General features: G+C 60.2%; 12 protein-coding genes and 1 tRNA gene. 10 read left to right on the top strand and 3 right to left on the bottom strand.

Going from position 1 to position 16,151, the window contains the following annotated elements:
- Positions 1 to 13: 13 nt before the first annotated feature.
- From sda to KVT38_RS21870, 3 genes are all read right to left on the bottom strand, one after another.
- Positions 14 to 280 carry a sporulation histidine kinase inhibitor Sda gene (gene sda, locus KVT38_RS34915; protein ID WP_254639435.1) on the bottom strand — a complete coding sequence of 89 codons (267 nt, stop codon included), beginning with the start codon at positions 278 to 280 and terminating at the stop codon, positions 14 to 16.
- A gap of 699 nt (positions 281 to 979) precedes the next feature.
- Entirely contained in the window at positions 980 to 1,561 is a 582-nt protein-coding gene (clpP, locus tag KVT38_RS21875; protein WP_217595871.1) for an ATP-dependent Clp endopeptidase proteolytic subunit ClpP, read from the bottom strand.
- 210 nt (positions 1,562 to 1,771) lie between these two features.
- A tRNA-Arg gene (locus tag KVT38_RS21870) sits at positions 1,772 to 1,846 on the bottom strand.
- A gap of 309 nt (positions 1,847 to 2,155) precedes the next feature.
- On the opposite strand from KVT38_RS21870, the gene KVT38_RS21865 reads away from it, so the two are divergent.
- The 10 genes from KVT38_RS21865 to KVT38_RS21820 all read left to right on the top strand — a co-directional run bounded on the left by KVT38_RS21865 (position 2,156) and on the right by KVT38_RS21820 (position 16,115).
- A complete protein-coding gene (locus tag KVT38_RS21865) occupies positions 2,156 to 3,184 on the top strand; it encodes a sugar-binding transcriptional regulator (RefSeq protein WP_217595870.1) in 1,029 nt (342 codons plus the stop codon).
- A gap of 123 nt (positions 3,185 to 3,307) precedes the next feature.
- Positions 3,308 to 4,315: a type I glyceraldehyde-3-phosphate dehydrogenase gene (gene gap, locus KVT38_RS21860; protein ID WP_217595869.1), complete on the top strand. Its 1,008-nt coding sequence runs from the start codon at positions 3,308 to 3,310 to the stop codon at positions 4,313 to 4,315.
- Positions 4,316 to 4,416: 101 nt separating this feature from the next.
- Entirely contained in the window at positions 4,417 to 5,598 is a 1,182-nt protein-coding gene (locus tag KVT38_RS21855) for a phosphoglycerate kinase (RefSeq protein ID WP_217595868.1), read from the top strand.
- A gap of 10 nt (positions 5,599 to 5,608) precedes the next feature.
- A complete protein-coding gene (gene tpiA, locus KVT38_RS21850) occupies positions 5,609 to 6,364 on the top strand; it encodes a triose-phosphate isomerase (protein WP_217595867.1) in 756 nt (251 codons plus the stop codon).
- Position 6,365: 1 nt separating this feature from the next.
- A complete protein-coding gene (gene gpmI / locus KVT38_RS21845) occupies positions 6,366 to 7,913 on the top strand; it encodes a 2,3-bisphosphoglycerate-independent phosphoglycerate mutase (protein ID WP_217595866.1) in 1,548 nt (515 codons plus the stop codon).
- Between the two features lie 694 nt (positions 7,914 to 8,607).
- Positions 8,608 to 9,900, top strand: coding sequence for a phosphopyruvate hydratase (gene eno / locus KVT38_RS21840; protein WP_217595865.1), 1,293 nt, complete (start codon positions 8,608 to 8,610; stop codon positions 9,898 to 9,900).
- A gap of 162 nt (positions 9,901 to 10,062) precedes the next feature.
- Positions 10,063 to 11,865 carry a sensor histidine kinase gene (locus KVT38_RS21835; protein WP_217595864.1) on the top strand — a complete coding sequence of 601 codons (1,803 nt, stop codon included), beginning with the start codon at positions 10,063 to 10,065 and terminating at the stop codon, positions 11,863 to 11,865.
- A gap of 47 nt (positions 11,866 to 11,912) precedes the next feature.
- Positions 11,913 to 13,448 (top strand): response regulator transcription factor, encoded by a 1,536-nt coding sequence (locus KVT38_RS21830; RefSeq protein WP_217595863.1) that lies wholly within the window; start codon positions 11,913 to 11,915, stop codon positions 13,446 to 13,448.
- Between the two features lie 160 nt (positions 13,449 to 13,608).
- Positions 13,609 to 15,081 carry an ABC transporter substrate-binding protein gene (locus tag KVT38_RS21825; protein WP_217595862.1) on the top strand — a complete coding sequence of 491 codons (1,473 nt, stop codon included), beginning with the start codon at positions 13,609 to 13,611 and terminating at the stop codon, positions 15,079 to 15,081.
- 101 nt (positions 15,082 to 15,182) lie between these two features.
- Positions 15,183 to 16,115 carry an ABC transporter permease gene (locus tag KVT38_RS21820; RefSeq protein WP_217595861.1) on the top strand — a complete coding sequence of 311 codons (933 nt, stop codon included), beginning with the start codon at positions 15,183 to 15,185 and terminating at the stop codon, positions 16,113 to 16,115.
- Positions 16,116 to 16,151 lie beyond the last annotated feature (36 nt).

Below are 16,151 nucleotides of genomic sequence, written 5' to 3'. Positions count from 1 at the left end.
TACGATGATTGTGTTAAGCTTTGAGACGGTGCTCGAGATTGCGCAGCTCAATGGCGTCCTCTAGCAGCTCGATGAATTCGTTGGACAAATTCATTTTCTTCGCTTCGCGATAAACTTCGAGCAGATGCTCGTCCTTCAGCGGGCGGAGCAGCGAGGCTTTATCCTTAAGCGTGCGTGCGATCATATGGCTTGAATCATCGTTGAAGGAGTGTGACGGTGGAATCGGGCTCTCAGGCATATGACGCGGCACCAAGTGCAAGGAGTGATAAGATTGGTTCATCGTAGTTCTCCTTTCCGGCTTGCTGTCCAATTCCTATTCCATAGCAATATATGGGGGGAAATGGCACGATTTCTGATTATAGAATAACATGCGAAACGTTATCCGAAGAGGGGGCACTCGAGTTGTTAAATTTTCATTGACGGAAATGAAGACTTGTGTTAATAGTCTACAGATAAATGGGCATACGCCTCTCGAATGAACGGAGAAATGGCCTTATCCTTGATTACCCCACTATGGCTCGATCTGCGCAACTGCTTACGCCGAACGGCGGCTTCGTACAAAAAAAGGTTAAAATACGCGAATAGCCGCCCATGATTATTGACGGAACCAGCCGATATTGACTTAGCTGGTGGCGGCTCCTGCGGTGGAGCGAGGCGGGAAACTGCGGTTGCAGGAGAGAGTCGCCGCTGCAAGCGAGGAAAGCAACGTTACAGGAGCGGCTAGGGAGCCGGAGCGTGCTGTAAGCGAGAAAAGTGCGGTTGCAGGAGAGAGTCGCCCCTGCAAGCGAGGAAAGCAACGTTACAGGCGCGATTAGGGAAGCGGAGCGTGCTGTAAGCGAGAAAAGCGCGGTTACAGGATCAGGATAAAGCTGTATGTCCAGCGGACGGCCGTCGGCCAAAGCAAAAGCCCTCAAGAACCACCGGAAAGCGGCGGTTATTGAGGGCTTGTTGCCGTTGGAACGCGTTGTGCGGGTTCCCTTTAGATCTTCTCGATGACCTTGTCGACGAGGCCGTACTCTCTGGCCGTCTCGGCTTCCATGAAGTTGTCGCGGTCGGTGTCCTTCTCGATGCGCTCGAGCGGCTGGCCCGTGCGTTCGGAGAGGATGCGGTTCAGCTTGTCGCGAAGCTTCAGGATGCGGCGGGCGCGAATCTCGATGTCGCTGGCCTGTCCTTCGGCGCCGCCGAGCGGCTGGTGGATCATCACTTCGGCGTTCGGCAGCGCGAAGCGCTTGCCCTTGGCGCCTGCGGCGAGCAGGAACGCGCCCATGGAAGCGGCCATGCCCACGCAGATCGTGGAAACGTCGGGCTTGATGTACTGCATCGTATCGAAGATCGCCATGCCGGCCGTGATGGAGCCGCCCGGGCTGTTGATGTATAAGTGGATGTCTTTCTCCGGATCTTCGGCCGCGAGGAAAAGCATCTGCGCGATGATGGAGTTGGCGACCACATCGTTGACCTGGGTGCCCAGGAAGATGATGCGATCCTTGAGCAGACGGGAATAAATATCGTAGGCCCGCTCTCCTCGATTAGTCTGTTCGACGACCATAGGGACAAAGCTCATTGCGTGATCCCTCCTCGGGGTTGTAAGTAGTGTTGTGCGGTCCCGGCCCCGACGTCTCCCGGAAAGGCGCGGGTTGACCGTGAATTCATTCTAATGGATCGCTAACCAAAAGTCAAAGAAAGTCAAACAAAGGTCAAAAAAAGCGTCCGTATGGGACGGACGCGTCTGCTGCATCATAAGTGTCGGCAAAACTGCCTATAAAGACGAATATGGCGCGCCCGTAGGGAATCGAACCCCGATCTCAGGCCCCGGAGGCCGGCGACATATCCGTTGGTCCACGGGCGCATGTCGATAACAGCAAGATTCATTATAGGCGATCGGATGGGGAAAAGCAAGGGCTTTAAAAAGGTTTAAACCAGGGTAAGAAGGGTATGAGCTATTCGCATGTCTATTGACTGCGAGGCATGTTCGCACGTCGCTAAGCGCGCTTCGATCGCGTTGATCTTGGGCTTGCAACCCGCGGGCGAATCCGATAGAATAAAAACAGGAAGTGGGACTTAAAATGTCACAGTGGGACGTAATTGGTCCCACACCGTGATTCCCCGTCGCATTCCGGCCATATTCATCCGGCATTCAAGGGAGAGACGGTAGAGGATGCGGAACATTCTTGAAATGCAAAAAAAGCTCGTACCCGACATCATGCAGGTGCTGCAAAAGCGCTACGACATTCTGCGCCGCATCGGGGTCACGGGGACCGGCGGCAGGCGAACGCTGGCGGCCAGCCTCGAGCTGACGGAGCGCACGCTGCGAGCGGAGCTCGACTTGCTCCGCTCGCAAGGCCTCATCGAAGCGGGGACGACGGGCGTCAGTCTGACCGACCGGGGGCGCCGCCTGCTGGACGAGATGGAGCCGATGGTACGGGAGCTGTTCGGGCTGTCCGAGCTGGAGGCGGCGCTTCGCAAGCGGTTCGGCCTGAAGCAGGCGGTCGTCGTCCCCGGCGACTCCGACGTCTCCGAAGAGGCCAAGCGCGAACTGGGCCGCGCGGGCAGCAAGGTGCTGCGCCGCATCATCGGTCCCGGCGACGTCGTCGCCGTCATGGGCGGCACGACGATGGCGCGCATGGCCTCGCAGTTCTCGGTGCCGTCGCCGCTGCGCGACAACTGGTTCGTGCCGGCGCGCGGCGGTCTCGGCGAGAGCGTGGACTACCAGGCCAACACGATCGCCTCGGAGCTTGCCAAGCGGACGGGCGCGCGGTACCGGATGCTGCACGTGCCGGATCATCTGAGCGAGGACGCCTATCAGACGATCATGCAGGAGCCGAACGTGCGGGAAGTCGTAGACATGATCCGCAGCGCGCGTATCGTGGTCCACGGCATCGGGGACGCTAGCGCCATGGCCCGCCGGCGCAAGCTGGACGCGGGCACCGTGCAGGAGATTCTGCGCGACGGCGCGCTCGCGGAGGCGTTCGGCTATTACTTCGACCGGGAGGGCGCCGTCGTGCACCGCATGGCGACCGCCGGTCTCCGCCTCGAGGACATCGAGGCGGCCGAATCGGTCATCGGCATCGCCGGCGGACGCAGCAAGGGCGAGGCGATCGCCGCGGTCATGCGCTTCGGACACGACGACGTGCTCGTCACCGACGAGGCGGCCGCCGAAGAAGCGCTGAAGCATGCCGGCGGCTGACGCTGACGCCGGCACCCCAAGGACCGGGACGCAGCTCCCGGTCCGGCAGAACAAGTGGTCTCGGCGCTCCGTGCGCCTGACATAGATCAAATCTTATTTTCAAAACCCAAGGAGGAACTATCAATGACGGTCAAAATCGGTATCAACGGCTTCGGTCGCATCGGTCGCAACGTATTCCGCGCTTCGCTCAACAACCCTGAGGTAGAAGTGGTCGCCATCAACGACCTGACGGACGTTAACACGCTGAAGCACCTGCTCAAATACGACACGACGCACGGCAAGCTGAACGCGACGGTCGAAGCGGGCGAAGGCGCGCTGATCGTAAACGGCAAGACCATCAAGGTATTCGCTGAGCGCGACCCGGGCAACCTGCCGTGGGCTTCCGTAGGCGCCGAGATCGTCGTTGAATCCACGGGTATCTTCACGGCGAAGGAAAAAGCCGAGCTTCACCTGAAGGGCGGCGCGAAGAAGGTCATCATCTCCGCACCGGCTACGAACGAAGACATCACGATCGTTATGGGCGTCAACGAAGACAAGTACGATCCGTCCGCGCACACGATCCTCTCCAACGCTTCTTGCACGACGAACTGCCTCGCGCCTTTCGCGAAGGTTATCAACGACCAATTCGGCATCGTCAAGGGCATGATGACGACGATCCACTCCTATACGAACGACCAAAGCGTACTCGACCTGCCGCACAAAGACCTGCGCCGCGCTCGCGCCGCTGCAGAGAACATCATTCCTTCCACGACGGGTGCTGCCAAGGCTGTTTCCCTCGTACTGCCTGAACTGAAGGGCAAGCTGAACGGCATGTCGTTCCGCGTACCTACGCCTAACGTATCCGTTACCGACCTTGTCGCTGAAGTGAAGAGCAACGTTACGGTCGACGAAGTCAACGCTGCCCTCAAGGCTGCTGCAGAAGGTCCGCTGAAGGGCATTCTGAACTACTCCGACGAGCCGCTCGTATCGAGCGACTACAACGGCGACCCGGCTTCCTCCACGATCGACGCGCTGTCCACGATGGTCGTCGAAGGCAACATGGTCAAGGTCGTTTCCTGGTACGACAACGAGTGGGGCTACTCCAACCGCGTCGTGGATCTGGCTGCGTTCGTCGCTTCCAAGGGTCTGTAAGAATTACTCCATAGATGCATGAACACGGCAAAGAGGAGACGCGAGCGCTCCTCTTTCCGTCCGTACGGGCCTTACCAGAATTCGGAGGGAGAGTCAGCCTTATGAACAAGAAGAGTGTCCGCGACGTGAATGTATCCGGACTGAAAGTATTCGTCCGTGTCGACTTCAACGTCCCGCTCGAGAACGGTGCGATCACCGACGACACGCGCATCCGCGAAACGCTGCCTACCGTCAAATACCTGATCGAGAACGGCGCGAAGGTTATCCTGGCGAGCCACCTGGGCCGTCCGAAGGGCGAAGTCGTAGAAGAACTGCGCCTGACGCCGGTCGCCGCACGCCTGTCCGAGCTGCTCGGCAAGCCGGTCGCCAAGGCCGACGAAGCCGTAGGCGCTGCCGTTCAAGCCAAGGTCGACGCGCTGCAAAACGGCGATGTGCTGCTGCTTGAAAACGTCCGCTTCTACCCGGGCGAGGAAAAGAACGATCCCGAGCTCGCGAAGCAATTCGCGGCGCTGGCCGATCTGTTCGTCAACGACGCATTCGGCGCCGCTCACCGCGCGCATGCGTCTACCGAAGGCATCGCGCACCACCTGCCGGCCGTATCCGGTCTCCTGATGGAGAAGGAACTTGACGTGCTGGGCAAGGCGCTTAACGATCCGGACCGCCCGTTCACGGCGATCGTCGGCGGCTCCAAGGTCAAGGACAAGATCGACGTCATCGACAAGATGATCGAGATCGCCGACAACATCATCATCGGCGGCGGCATCTCCTACACGTTCTTCAAGTCCCAGGGCTACGAGATCGGCCAATCGCTGCTCGACGAGTCCAAGCTGGAGAAGGTCAAGGAATTCGTCGAAAAGGCGAAGCAGCTCGGCAAGAAGCTGTACCTGCCGGTCGACCTCGTCATCTCCGACGACTTCAAGTCCGACAAGAACATCGAGATCGTGAACATCGACGGCATCCGTCCCGACTGGGAAGGCGTCGACATCGGTCCGAAGACCCGCGAGATCTACGCGGACGTCATCAAGAACTCCAAGCTGGTCGTGTGGAACGGGCCGATGGGCGTCTTCGAAGTAGAAGGCTTCTCGAACGGCACGCGCGCGGTCGCGCAAGCTTGCGCGGACACTTCCGCTTACACCGTCATCGGCGGCGGCGACTCGGCTGCGGCAGCCGAGAAGTTCAAGCTGGCAGACAAGATGGACCATATCTCCACGGGCGGCGGCGCGTCGCTCGAATTCATGGAGGGCAAGGCGCTTCCGGGTGTCGTAGCCCTGAACGACAAGTGAGGGTGAACCCATGAGCAGAACTCCGATCATTGCAGGCAACTGGAAAATGTTCAAGACCGTCTCCGAAGCGACCGCGTTCGTGTCCGAAGTAAAAGGCAAGGCGGAAGTCGCAGGCGTCGAGACCGTCGTCTGTGCGCCGTTCACGGCACTGCCGGCGCTCGTCGAGGCGGTTAAAGGCACGTCGATCAAGGTCGGCGCGCAAAACATGCACTTCGAAGACAACGGCGCCTTCACCGGCGAAATCAGCGGCGTCTTCCTGAAGGACCTCGGCGTCGACTACGTCATCATCGGTCACTCCGAGCGCCGGCAGTACTTCGCAGAGACCGACGAGACGGTCAACAAGAAGACGCATGCGGCGTTCAAGCACGGCTTGACTCCGATCGTCTGCGTCGGCGAGAAGCTCGAAGAGCGCGAAGCCGGCAAGACCGACGAAGTCAACCGCGTACAGACGACGGCGGCGCTGGCCGGCCTGACCGCCGAGCAAGCGGCGCAGGTCGTCATCGCTTACGAGCCGATCTGGGCGATCGGCACGGGCAAGTCTTCGACGGCGACGGATGCGAACGACGCGATCAAGGCGATCCGCGGCGTCGTTGAAGGACTTTTCGGCGCTGAAGTAGCCGGCAAGGTCCGCATTCAATACGGCGGCAGCGTGAAGCCGAACAATGTCGCCGAGTACATGGGCGAATCCGATATCGACGGTGCGCTCGTCGGCGGCGCCAGCCTGGAGCCGGCTTCCTTCATCGCCCTGGTCGAGGGGGCGAAGTAAGATGGCTGCACCGAAGCCGGTCGCGCTTATCATTCTGGACGGCTTCGGCCTTCGCGAGGAGACGCACGGCAACGCCGTGGCCCAAGCGAACAAGCCGAACTTCGACCGTCTGTGGGCGACCTACCCGCATACGCAATTAACCGCCCAAGGCGAGGCCGTCGGCCTACCCGAGGGTCAAATGGGCAATTCCGAGGTCGGTCACCTGAACATCGGCGCGGGCCGCATCGTGTATCAGGACCTGACCCGGATTACCAAGTCGATCCGCGAAGGCGACTTTTTCGCCAACGAGACGCTGCTCGGCGCGGTGAACCATGCCAAGACGAACGGCAAAAAGCTGCATCTGTACGGCCTTCTGTCGGACGGCGGCGTGCACAGCCATATTGCGCATTTGTTCGCGCTGCTTGAACTGGCGAAGCGCGAAGGCCTGAACGACGTATATATTCATGCGTTCCTGGACGGGCGCGACGTGGCGCCGGACAGCGCGGTCGGCTACCTGACCCAACTGCAGGCCAAGATCGAAGAGCTCGGCGTCGGCAAGATCGCCACCGTGCAAGGGCGTTACTACGCGATGGACCGCGACAAGCGGTGGGATCGCGTCGAGAAGTCCTACCGCGCGATGGTGTACGGCGACGGTCCGACGGCGGTCGACCCGATCGCGGCGGTCAAGGCTTCGTACGAAGCGTCGGTGTACGACGAGTTCGTACTGCCGACCGTCATCGTCGGCGCCGACGGCAAGCCTGTCGGCCTGGTCGAGTCGAACGACGCGGTCGTGTTCTTCAACTTCCGCCCGGACCGCGCGATTCAGCTGTCCAACGTATTCACGAACGAGGACTTCCGCGGCTTCGAGCGCGGCGAAGGACGTCCGGTCGGCCTGTACTTCGTCTGCTTGACGCTGTTCAGCGAAACGGTCGGCGGGTTCGTCGCGTACAAGCCCAAGGAGCTCGACAACACGCTTGGCGAGGTGCTCGTGCAGCAGGGCAAGACGCAGCTGCGCATCGCCGAGACCGAGAAGTACCCGCACGTCACGTTTTTCTTCAGCGGCGGACGCGATCTACAACTGCCGGGCGAGACGCGCGTGCTGATCAACTCGCCGAAGGTCGCGACCTACGACCTGCAGCCGGAGATGAGCGCCTATGAGGTTGCGGACGCGGCGGTGAAGGAGATCGAGTCGGAGAAGCATGACGCGATCATCCTGAACTTCGCGAACCCGGACATGGTCGGCCACTCCGGCATGCTGGAGCCGACGATCAAAGCCGTCGAAGCGACGGACGCGTGCCTCGGCCGCGTCGTCGACGCGATCCTCGCGAAGGGCGGCGTCGCCGTCATCATCGCGGACCACGGCAACGCCGACATGGTTATCGACGATGCGGGCCGCCCGTTCACGGCGCACACGACCAACCCGGTTCCGTGCATCGTGACGAAGCACGGCGTGACCGTGCGCGACGGCGGCATGCTCGCCGACGTAGCGCCGACGCTGCTGACGCTGCTCGAGCTGCCGCAGCCGGCCGAGATGACCGGCCGCACGCTGCTCGCGCCGCTGGGCGAGTAAGCTTGCGGGAGGCGGCGGCTTCAGGCCGCCGCTCCATGTCCGCGCCGACCGCGCAGGCTCGATGAACGGCGGCGGGCGGATAGCGGGAATTCGCCGCATCCGAGCGCACGCCGTTCTCCCGGTTCAAGATCGATGTCGGGCGTCGGCAGGAATTCCGGCGCCGCGCGGCGAAGCTTGAGGGCGGAGAGGCGTATTGGCTGCGACTGGTCTCCAGTCCGCTGAAAATAGCTGCGTTTCGGCAGCTAATCGCTCCTGTCGGGCGTATTCGTGCGAATTAACGGTTAAAAAGCATTTAATTTGCGTCAAACCGAGGCAATCGTCCAGAAACAACGGAAATAGCTGCCTTTTGGCAACTATTTGTCTCCATTCGGCATACTAAGGCGCAATTAACTGCCTATTGACAACTATTTCGCCAGCAGAAGCGCCCCGCTCGCGCGGTTAGCCATTGTTCGCCTGAAGCCGAGCTTCGCACTCGCCCGAGCTTCGCACTCGCCCGAGCTTCGCACTCGCCCGAGTTTCGCACTCGCCCGAGTTTCGCACTCGCCCTAGCTTCGCTCCCGCCCTAGCTTCGCACTCGCCCGGGCTCTGGCTCTCGCCCGAGCTTCGGCTCGTAACCGAGCTCCAGCGCGCAGACGAACTCAAACCGGCTGCGCAACAACCTACAACTAAACCATTTAAGGAGTGTTCCCTCACAATGACGATTATCTCTGACGTCTATGCACGCGAAGTACTGGACTCCCGCGGCAACCCGACGGTTGAAGTTGAAGTCCGCCTCGAATCCGGCGCGTTCGGCAGCGCCATCGTACCGTCCGGCGCATCCACCGGCGCTTACGAAGCTGTCGAGCTTCGCGACGGCGACAAGGACCGCTACCTCGGCAAGGGTGTCGAGAAGGCCGTCGACAACGTCAACTCCATCATCGCACCCGAGATCATCGGCTACGACGCGCTCGATCAAGTTGCGATCGACCGCAAGATGATCGAGCTCGACGGCACGCCGAACAAGGCGAAGCTGGGCGCCAACGCGATCCTGGCCGTCTCCATCGCCGTCGCGCGCGCTGCCGCAGACGCGCTGGACCTGCCGATCTACGCATACCTCGGCGGCTTCAATGCCAAGACGCTGCCCGTGCCGATGATGAACATCGTCAACGGCGGCGCGCACGCCGACAACAACGTCGACGTACAAGAGTTCATGGTGCTGCCGGTCGGCGCGCCGACGTTCAAGGAAGCGCTCCGCACGGGCGCCGAGATCTTCCACGCGCTGAAGAGCGTGCTCAAGGCCAAGGGCCTGAACACCGCAGTCGGCGACGAAGGCGGCTTCGCTCCGAACTTCGGCTCCAACGAAGAAGCGCTGTCCACGATCATCGAAGCCATCGAGAAGGCAGGCTACAAGCCGGGCGAAGACGTATTCCTGGGCATGGACGTCGCTTCCACCGAGTTCTACAAGGACGGCAAGTACCACCTCGAGGGCGAGGGCAAATCCTACACGTCCGCCGAGTTCGTCGACCTGCTCGCCAGCTGGGTTGACAAGTATCCGCTCATCACGATCGAAGACGGCTGCTCCGAAGACGACTGGGAAGGCTGGAAGCTGCTGACCGAGAAGCTCGGCGACAAGATCCAGCTCGTCGGCGACGATCTGTTCGTCACCAACACCGAGCGCCTGTCCTCCGGCATCGACCAAGGTGTCGGCAACTCGATCCTCGTCAAGGTCAACCAAATCGGCTCCCTGACCGAGACGTTCGAAGCGATCGAAATGGCGAAGACTGCCGGCTACACGGCCGTCATCTCGCACCGTTCCGGCGAGTCCGAGGACAGCACGATCGCCGACATCGCGGTTGCGACCAACGCCGGCCAGATCAAGACGGGCGCGCCGTCCCGTACGGACCGCGTTGCGAAGTACAACCAACTGCTCCGCATCGAAGACCGCCTGGCAGGCTCCGCCGTATACGCGGGCAAGAAGGCGTTCTACAACCTGAAAAAGTTCAAGTAAGCCCGGCGCCGCCCGCCGCGGCCCATCGCATAGCATGACCGGACGATCCCCGGGGAACGCTGCCTTTACGGCCGTTTCTCGGGGATCTTTTGTTTTCTCGGGAATCGTTCGTTTCATGCTATAATGAAAGCCGTTCATCCAGACTGCGGGGGATCGTTCGAAGTGGGAGTCAAAAAGGTTTACAGGAACTATTTTCAAAACAATCTGTTCGTAAAAGTCATCCTCGTCTTCGCCGTGATCGTCAATCTGACGATCATTGCGTTTTCTTATTTTTTGTTCCATTCCAGCTCGGCCTCCATCGTGCGAAGCCAGCTGAACGACCAGCGCGACGCGATGGACCGCGTCAATCTGTACATGGAGACGAAGTACGAATGGGTGCAGAACGTCGTACAGGATATGTACCGCAACAACCTGCTGGCGGACAATGTCTCGTACCTGCTGCGGCATTCGTACCAGGAGTACATTCAATATACGCTCGGCGAAAATTACGCCAACGGCAGCGCCAGCGCGGCCAATGCGCTCGAATACTTCGGCAACAAGCTCGGCACCGATGCCGACATCCGCAACCTGATCCTCTACAGCGCGGACGAGCAGCTGATGTACGCCTACAAATACGCGGGCAACCCGAAGCTGTACCGGACGAACGCATCCCGCTCTTACATCCCGGATATTATGTCGCTGGAAGGGCCGAACGCCGGAACGCCGAACGTGTGGATCCGGAAGGCGATCGATCAGTGGGATACGCGGCTGTACTCGATGCGGGCGCAGATCAACGACCGGACGACGCTGAAGAATGTCGGTCAGCTCCTCGTGTACTTCGACTCCGAGATGATCCGCCAGGCGCTGCTGCGGGCGTCGTCTCCCTTTAAAGGAACGATCCTCGTCCTGACCCCCAACGGAGACGTCATGTTCGACTCGTCGGGCGACTATTACGGGCAAACGTATCCGTATATGGAGCAGATCAACGACTCCGAGGACACGGGCAACGTGGGGGAGCCGGCCTATATCTCGCGTCTGACGCAAAACGCCGCGGGCTACACGGTCGTCGGCATCGCGCCGAAAAGAGAGATCGCGGAGGCCTACGCCGGGCTCAAGCGGGCGATCGTGCTCATCGGCGCCGTCTGCATCGCGTTCGCGGTTCTGATCCCGTCCCTGCTCATCGTCAATATCGCGAAGCGAACCAACAAGATCGTCCGCTTCATGAAGAAGGTCGAGAGCGGCGACCTCAGCGTCCGTCTGCAGGATGCGCGCGAGGACGAGCTGGGGCAGATCTCCCGGAGCTTTAACGAGATGGTGGAGGAACTGAACCGGACGATCGACCGGGAATACAAGTCCGAGATCAAGCTCAAGCAGACCGAGCTGGCCGCGCTTCAGGCGCGGATCAATCCGCATTTCCTGTACAACACGCTGGAAGTGATCCGGATGCGGGCGATGTCCCAGGGGGCGGGCGACGTCGGCGAGATGATCTACAGCTTGGCCGCGCTGTTCCGCAACTCGGTCCGGACGGGCCCTGACTGCACGCTCGGCGAGGAGCTGGAGACGTGCCGGCTGTACCTCGAGCTTTTCCGCATCCGGTTCAAGGACCGCATCTCGTATTCGATCGACTGTTCGCCTGCGTACGCTTCGGTCGTGATTCCGAAGATGCTGCTGCAGCCGATCGTCGAAAACTATATCGTGCACGGCATGGAAAACGACCGCACCGACAACCGCATCGCGATCGAGGTCGGCGCGGCGGAGGGGATGCTGCAGATCACGGTGACCAACAACGGCAAGTCGATCGACCCCGACCGGCTCCGGCAGATCCGGGCCGAGCTCGACTATCCGGAGCAGCGCGAGAGCTCGTTCGGGCTGCGGAGCGTGCACGAGCGGCTGAAGCTTATGTACGGGCCGGAATACGGCATCGAGATCGAGAGCGAGCCCGGCAAGGAGACCCAGGTCGCCATCGGGATTCCGCTGGCGGATTAAGCGGTTAAGACCGAAGGACCGAAGGATCGAAGGAGGACGACGCGACAATGTACAACGTATTTATCGTGGACGACGAACCGTTCATCATCGAAGGCCTCATCGATTCGATCGACTGGCCGGCCTTCGGTCTGGAGGTGGTCGGCAGCGCGGAGAACGGAGAGGAAGCGCTCCGCCGCATCGGGCAGACGCCCGTCGATCTGCTCATTACAGACATTTCGATGCCCCGGATGAACGGCCTGGACCTAATCCGCGCCGCCCGCGAGAGCCGCCCGGACCTGAAGGCGATCATCCTGAGCGGCTTCAACGAATTCGATTACCTGAAGGAAGGCATGCGCCTCGGCATCGAAAATTATCTGCTCAAGCCGATCAACGTCAAGGAGCTGCACGATACGCTGAACAACGCCGTCGAGAAGCTGAACAGCACAGGCGCGAACGCACTGCTGTCGCCGTACGACGTTCAGATCATGAAGGACAACACGCTGTACCGGTGGATCGGCGGCCGGATCTCGGAGGCCGAGTTCAACGAGCGCGCCGCCCTGCTCGGCATCGCGCTGACCGAGCCGTACGGGGTCATAGCCCTGGCGAGGCTCCCGTCCGCTGAACCCGAGGCGCAGGAGGAGACGTTCGAGCGCGTCGTCCGCGCGTTCGAGGGGAGCGACTCCGCGTATCCGTTTCGCGATATGGACGGAGACTTCGTCATCGTGGCCGGTCTCTCTTCCGAAGAGGAGGCGGGCAAGCAGGAGCTGGCGCGTCGCGTACTGCCGCTGCTCGAGAAAGGCAGCCCGGGCGAAGCGGCGAGGCTTTCGCTCGGCGGCGTGCATCCGCTTCGGACGGACATCGCGGCCAGCTATCGCGAGGCGAAGAAGGCGCAGGAGTATTTTATGATCTATCCGGAGCGCGAATGGATAGACTATGCGGAGACGGAGCCGTTCAAGGAAGCCGAGCCGTCGGATTTTCCGATCGACTGGGAGGTTTGCCGCAAACTGCTGGTCGCCAGAGACAAGGAGGGCCTCGCAGCGGCGGTCGAAGCCGATCTGGAGCGGCTCAGGCGCCGGGAAGGCGTCGCGCCGTCCTACCTGCACGAGGTGGCGGTAGAGCTGATCGTCCGCTTCAAGATGGAGCTGAAGGCGATCAAGCATTCGGACGAGACGGAGATGTTCTCGCAGAGCTTCGCCCAGGTGAATGCGGCTTCGGATTATGCGGAGCTCGCCAAAGCGCTGCGTTCGGTCGCGGAGCGCTGCGTCGAGTCCTTGGTCCAGGACAGCCGCAGCCCTGTCATTTTGCAGGTGCTCGAGGAGATTCGCAGCCACTACGCGGACGAGCTGTCGCTTAAGCAGCTGGGCGCTCAGTATCACATCCACCCCGTATACTTGGGGCAGCTGTTCCAGAAGGAGACGGGCGAGAGCTTCACGGAGTACATCAACAAGTATCGGATCGAGCAGGCGAAACGGCTGCTGAAGTCCTCCACGCTGAAGGTGCACGACATTGCGCGCCAGGCCGGCTATTGGGAGACGGGATACTTTTACAAGCAATTCAAGAAGTACGTCGGCATCTCCCCGACCGAGTTCAAAGGCCTGCATTGACGCGGGACGAGCCTATAGAAGCCTCCGGACTGCCAGCCGCGCAGTCCTTTCTTTATTTTGAACATGATTTATTAGGTTTGTGTTCTATTTGAAACTGCTTTCATGAATTAAAGTTGAATTGTTGCTAAGGGAATCAGAAATAAGGGAGGGCACAAGAAACATGAGTAAAATGACGAAAAAAACCGGCCTGACGGCAGCGGCAACCGTAACCGCGCTGTCGCTCGCGCTGAGCGCTTGCGGCGGCAATGACGCCAAGTCCGACGGTGCATCGGACAAGCCGGTCGAGCTGATCTGGTACACGATCGGCACGCCGCAGAAGGACGTCGACACCGTCATGGCGGAAGTGAGCAAGTACACCCAAGAGAAGATCAACGCCACGATCAAGATGAAAATGATCGACTGGGGCGACTATACGCAGAAGATGCAGGTGCTGGTCGCTTCGGGCGAACCGATGGACATCATGTTCACCTCGGCAGGCGGCTTCGACTACGTGCAGAACGCGCGCAAGGGCGCGTTCCTCGAGCTCGACGAGCTGCTGGACAAGTACGGCCAGGGCATCAAGGATACGATTGATCCAGGCTTTCTGAGCGGCTCCAAGGTCGACGGCCACAACTACGGCATCCCGGCCAACAAGGAGCTTCCGCAGCTCGAAGTATGGCGCTTCAACCAGAACCTCGTGGACAAGTACAAGCTGGACACGACTGCCGTCCGCTCGCTGGACAGCCTCGAGCCGCTGCTGAAGACGATCAAGGCCCAAGACCCATCGATCACGCCGTTCGCGATGGACAAAAACTACGTGCCTTATGTGCCGTACGACTATCTCGTGACCAACATGCCGATGGCCGTCAAGCTTGACGGCGCCGACCTGAAGGTCGTCGACATCCTCGAGACGGACGAGATGAAGCAAGCGCTGAACACGATGCACAAGTACTACCAGGCGGGCTATGTCGCGCCTGAAGCCGCGACGACCGGCTCGACGCAGGATCTGATGACCTCCGGCAAATGGCTGCTCGACCGCGCGCAAACGCAGCCGCTCGCGGAGACCTCCTGGTCGGCTTCCAACGGCTACCCCATCACTTCGACGCCTGCCAGCGATGCCGTCATCACGAACACGTCGGTACAAGGCTCGATCATGGCGATCTCGGCCAACTCCGAGCATCCGGAGAAGGCGATGGAGTTCCTGAACCTGCTCAACACCGATCCGGTCCTCCGCAACATGGTCGACTCCGGCATCGAAGGCACGCATTACGAGAAGATCGACGACAAGCACATGAAAAACCTCGACGCTTCCCAAAACTACAACATGCCGTCGTACTCGCTGGGCAACAATATGCTGCTGTACCTGAACGAGAACGACCCGGACGACAAGTGGGAGCAGTTCAAGAAGTTCAACGCGGAAGGCAAGCCATCGCCGATTCTGGGCTTCAACTTCGACAGCACGAAGGTGTCCACCGAGATGACCGCCATCCAGAACGTCAAGGAGCAATTCTGGGCGTCGCTGATGACCGGTACGGTCGACCCCGCCACGTATCTGCCGAAGGCGATCGAGCAGTTCAAGGCTGCCGGCCTCGACAAGGTCATCGCCGAAGCGCAAACCCAGCTGGACGCTTGGGTCGCCGCCAACAAAGCTTAATAACCGGATAAAAATCGCGAGATCGGGCGGGTGCGCAATTCGCCCGATCTTTCGTTCTTTTTTGTCGTATTCACAAAAGGCCATAGGAGGGATTGGCGAACATGGTCGGATCGTTTTTCCGTTCGTTCAACCGCAACAAGGTTATGCTGCTCATGGTGCTTCCGGGCGCCATCTGGTTCCTTTTCTTTTCCTACCTGCCCCTCGTCGGCACGATCGCCGCGTTCAAGCAATACCGCTTCAGCCGCCACGGCTTCTGGTACAGTCTCGTCCACAGCAAAAACGTCGGATGGGATAATTTCAAATTTCTCTTCAGCACGGACGCCGCGTGGTCGATCACCCGCAACACGCTGCTTTACAATATCGCGTTTATCGTACTCGGTCTCGTCTTCTCCGTCGCTCTGGCCATTCTGCTGTCGGAGCTGGCGAACAAGAAGCTGGCCAAGCTGTATCAGACCGGCATGTTCCTCCCGTACTTCCTGTCGTGGGTCATCGTCGGCTACTTCGCGTTCAGCTTCCTGAGCATGGACCGCGGCTTGCTGAATCATACGCTCGAATACTTGGGCATGGACAAGATGCAATGGTACAACGATCCCAAGGTGTGGCCTTACATTCTGGTGCTGGTTTATTTGTGGAAATCGATCGGTTACAGCAGCGTCGTCTATCTCGCCTCGATCCTCGGGATCGACAAGTCGCTGTACGAAGCTGCGATGATCGACGGCGCCAGCAAGCTGCAGCAGGTGCGCAACATCACGCTGCCGCTGCTCAAGCCGATCATCATCATTATGACGCTGCTGGCCGTGGGCAAAATTTTCTACGCCGACTTCGGCTTGTTCTATCAAGTGCCGCGCGACTCGGGCACGCTCTACTCGGTGACCAACGTCATCGATACGTACGTATACCGGGGCCTGAAGACGACCGGCGAGATCGGCATGAGCACGGCCGCGGGCCTGTATCAATCCGTCGTGGGCTTCGTGCTCGTCATGGTGTCGAACTACGTCGTGCGCAGACTTGACAAGGACAGCGCGCTGTTCTAATTTTCCGATCCGAAAGGAGGCGTCACCCGGTGCTCA

This window comes from Cohnella sp. GbtcB17, from assembly GCF_019091135.1.
GTDB lineage: Bacteria > Bacillota > Bacilli > Paenibacillales > Paenibacillaceae > Cohnella.
This window is presented reverse-complemented; position numbering and strand designations above follow the sequence as displayed.

What these genes read in the sequence shown, in the direction of transcription:
- sda (WP_254639435.1), bottom strand. Translation starts at nt 280, where the DNA reads ATGAACCAATCTTATCACTCCTTGCACTTGGTGCCGCGTCATATGCCT.
- clpP (WP_217595871.1), bottom strand. Translation starts at nt 1,561, where the DNA reads ATGAGCTTTGTCCCTATGGTCGTCGAACAGACTAATCGAGGAGAGCGG.
- KVT38_RS21865 (WP_217595870.1), top strand. Translation starts at nt 2,156, where the DNA reads ATGCGGAACATTCTTGAAATGCAAAAAAAGCTCGTACCCGACATCATG.
- gap (WP_217595869.1), top strand. Translation starts at nt 3,308, where the DNA reads ATGACGGTCAAAATCGGTATCAACGGCTTCGGTCGCATCGGTCGCAAC.
- KVT38_RS21855 (WP_217595868.1), top strand. Translation starts at nt 4,417, where the DNA reads ATGAACAAGAAGAGTGTCCGCGACGTGAATGTATCCGGACTGAAAGTA.
- tpiA (WP_217595867.1), top strand. Translation starts at nt 5,609, where the DNA reads ATGAGCAGAACTCCGATCATTGCAGGCAACTGGAAAATGTTCAAGACC.
- gpmI (WP_217595866.1), top strand. Translation starts at nt 6,366, where the DNA reads ATGGCTGCACCGAAGCCGGTCGCGCTTATCATTCTGGACGGCTTCGGC.
- eno (WP_217595865.1), top strand. Translation starts at nt 8,608, where the DNA reads ATGACGATTATCTCTGACGTCTATGCACGCGAAGTACTGGACTCCCGC.
- KVT38_RS21830 (WP_217595863.1), top strand. Translation starts at nt 11,913, where the DNA reads ATGTACAACGTATTTATCGTGGACGACGAACCGTTCATCATCGAAGGC.
- KVT38_RS21825 (WP_217595862.1), top strand. Translation starts at nt 13,609, where the DNA reads ATGAGTAAAATGACGAAAAAAACCGGCCTGACGGCAGCGGCAACCGTA.
- KVT38_RS21820 (WP_217595861.1), top strand. Translation starts at nt 15,183, where the DNA reads ATGGTCGGATCGTTTTTCCGTTCGTTCAACCGCAACAAGGTTATGCTG.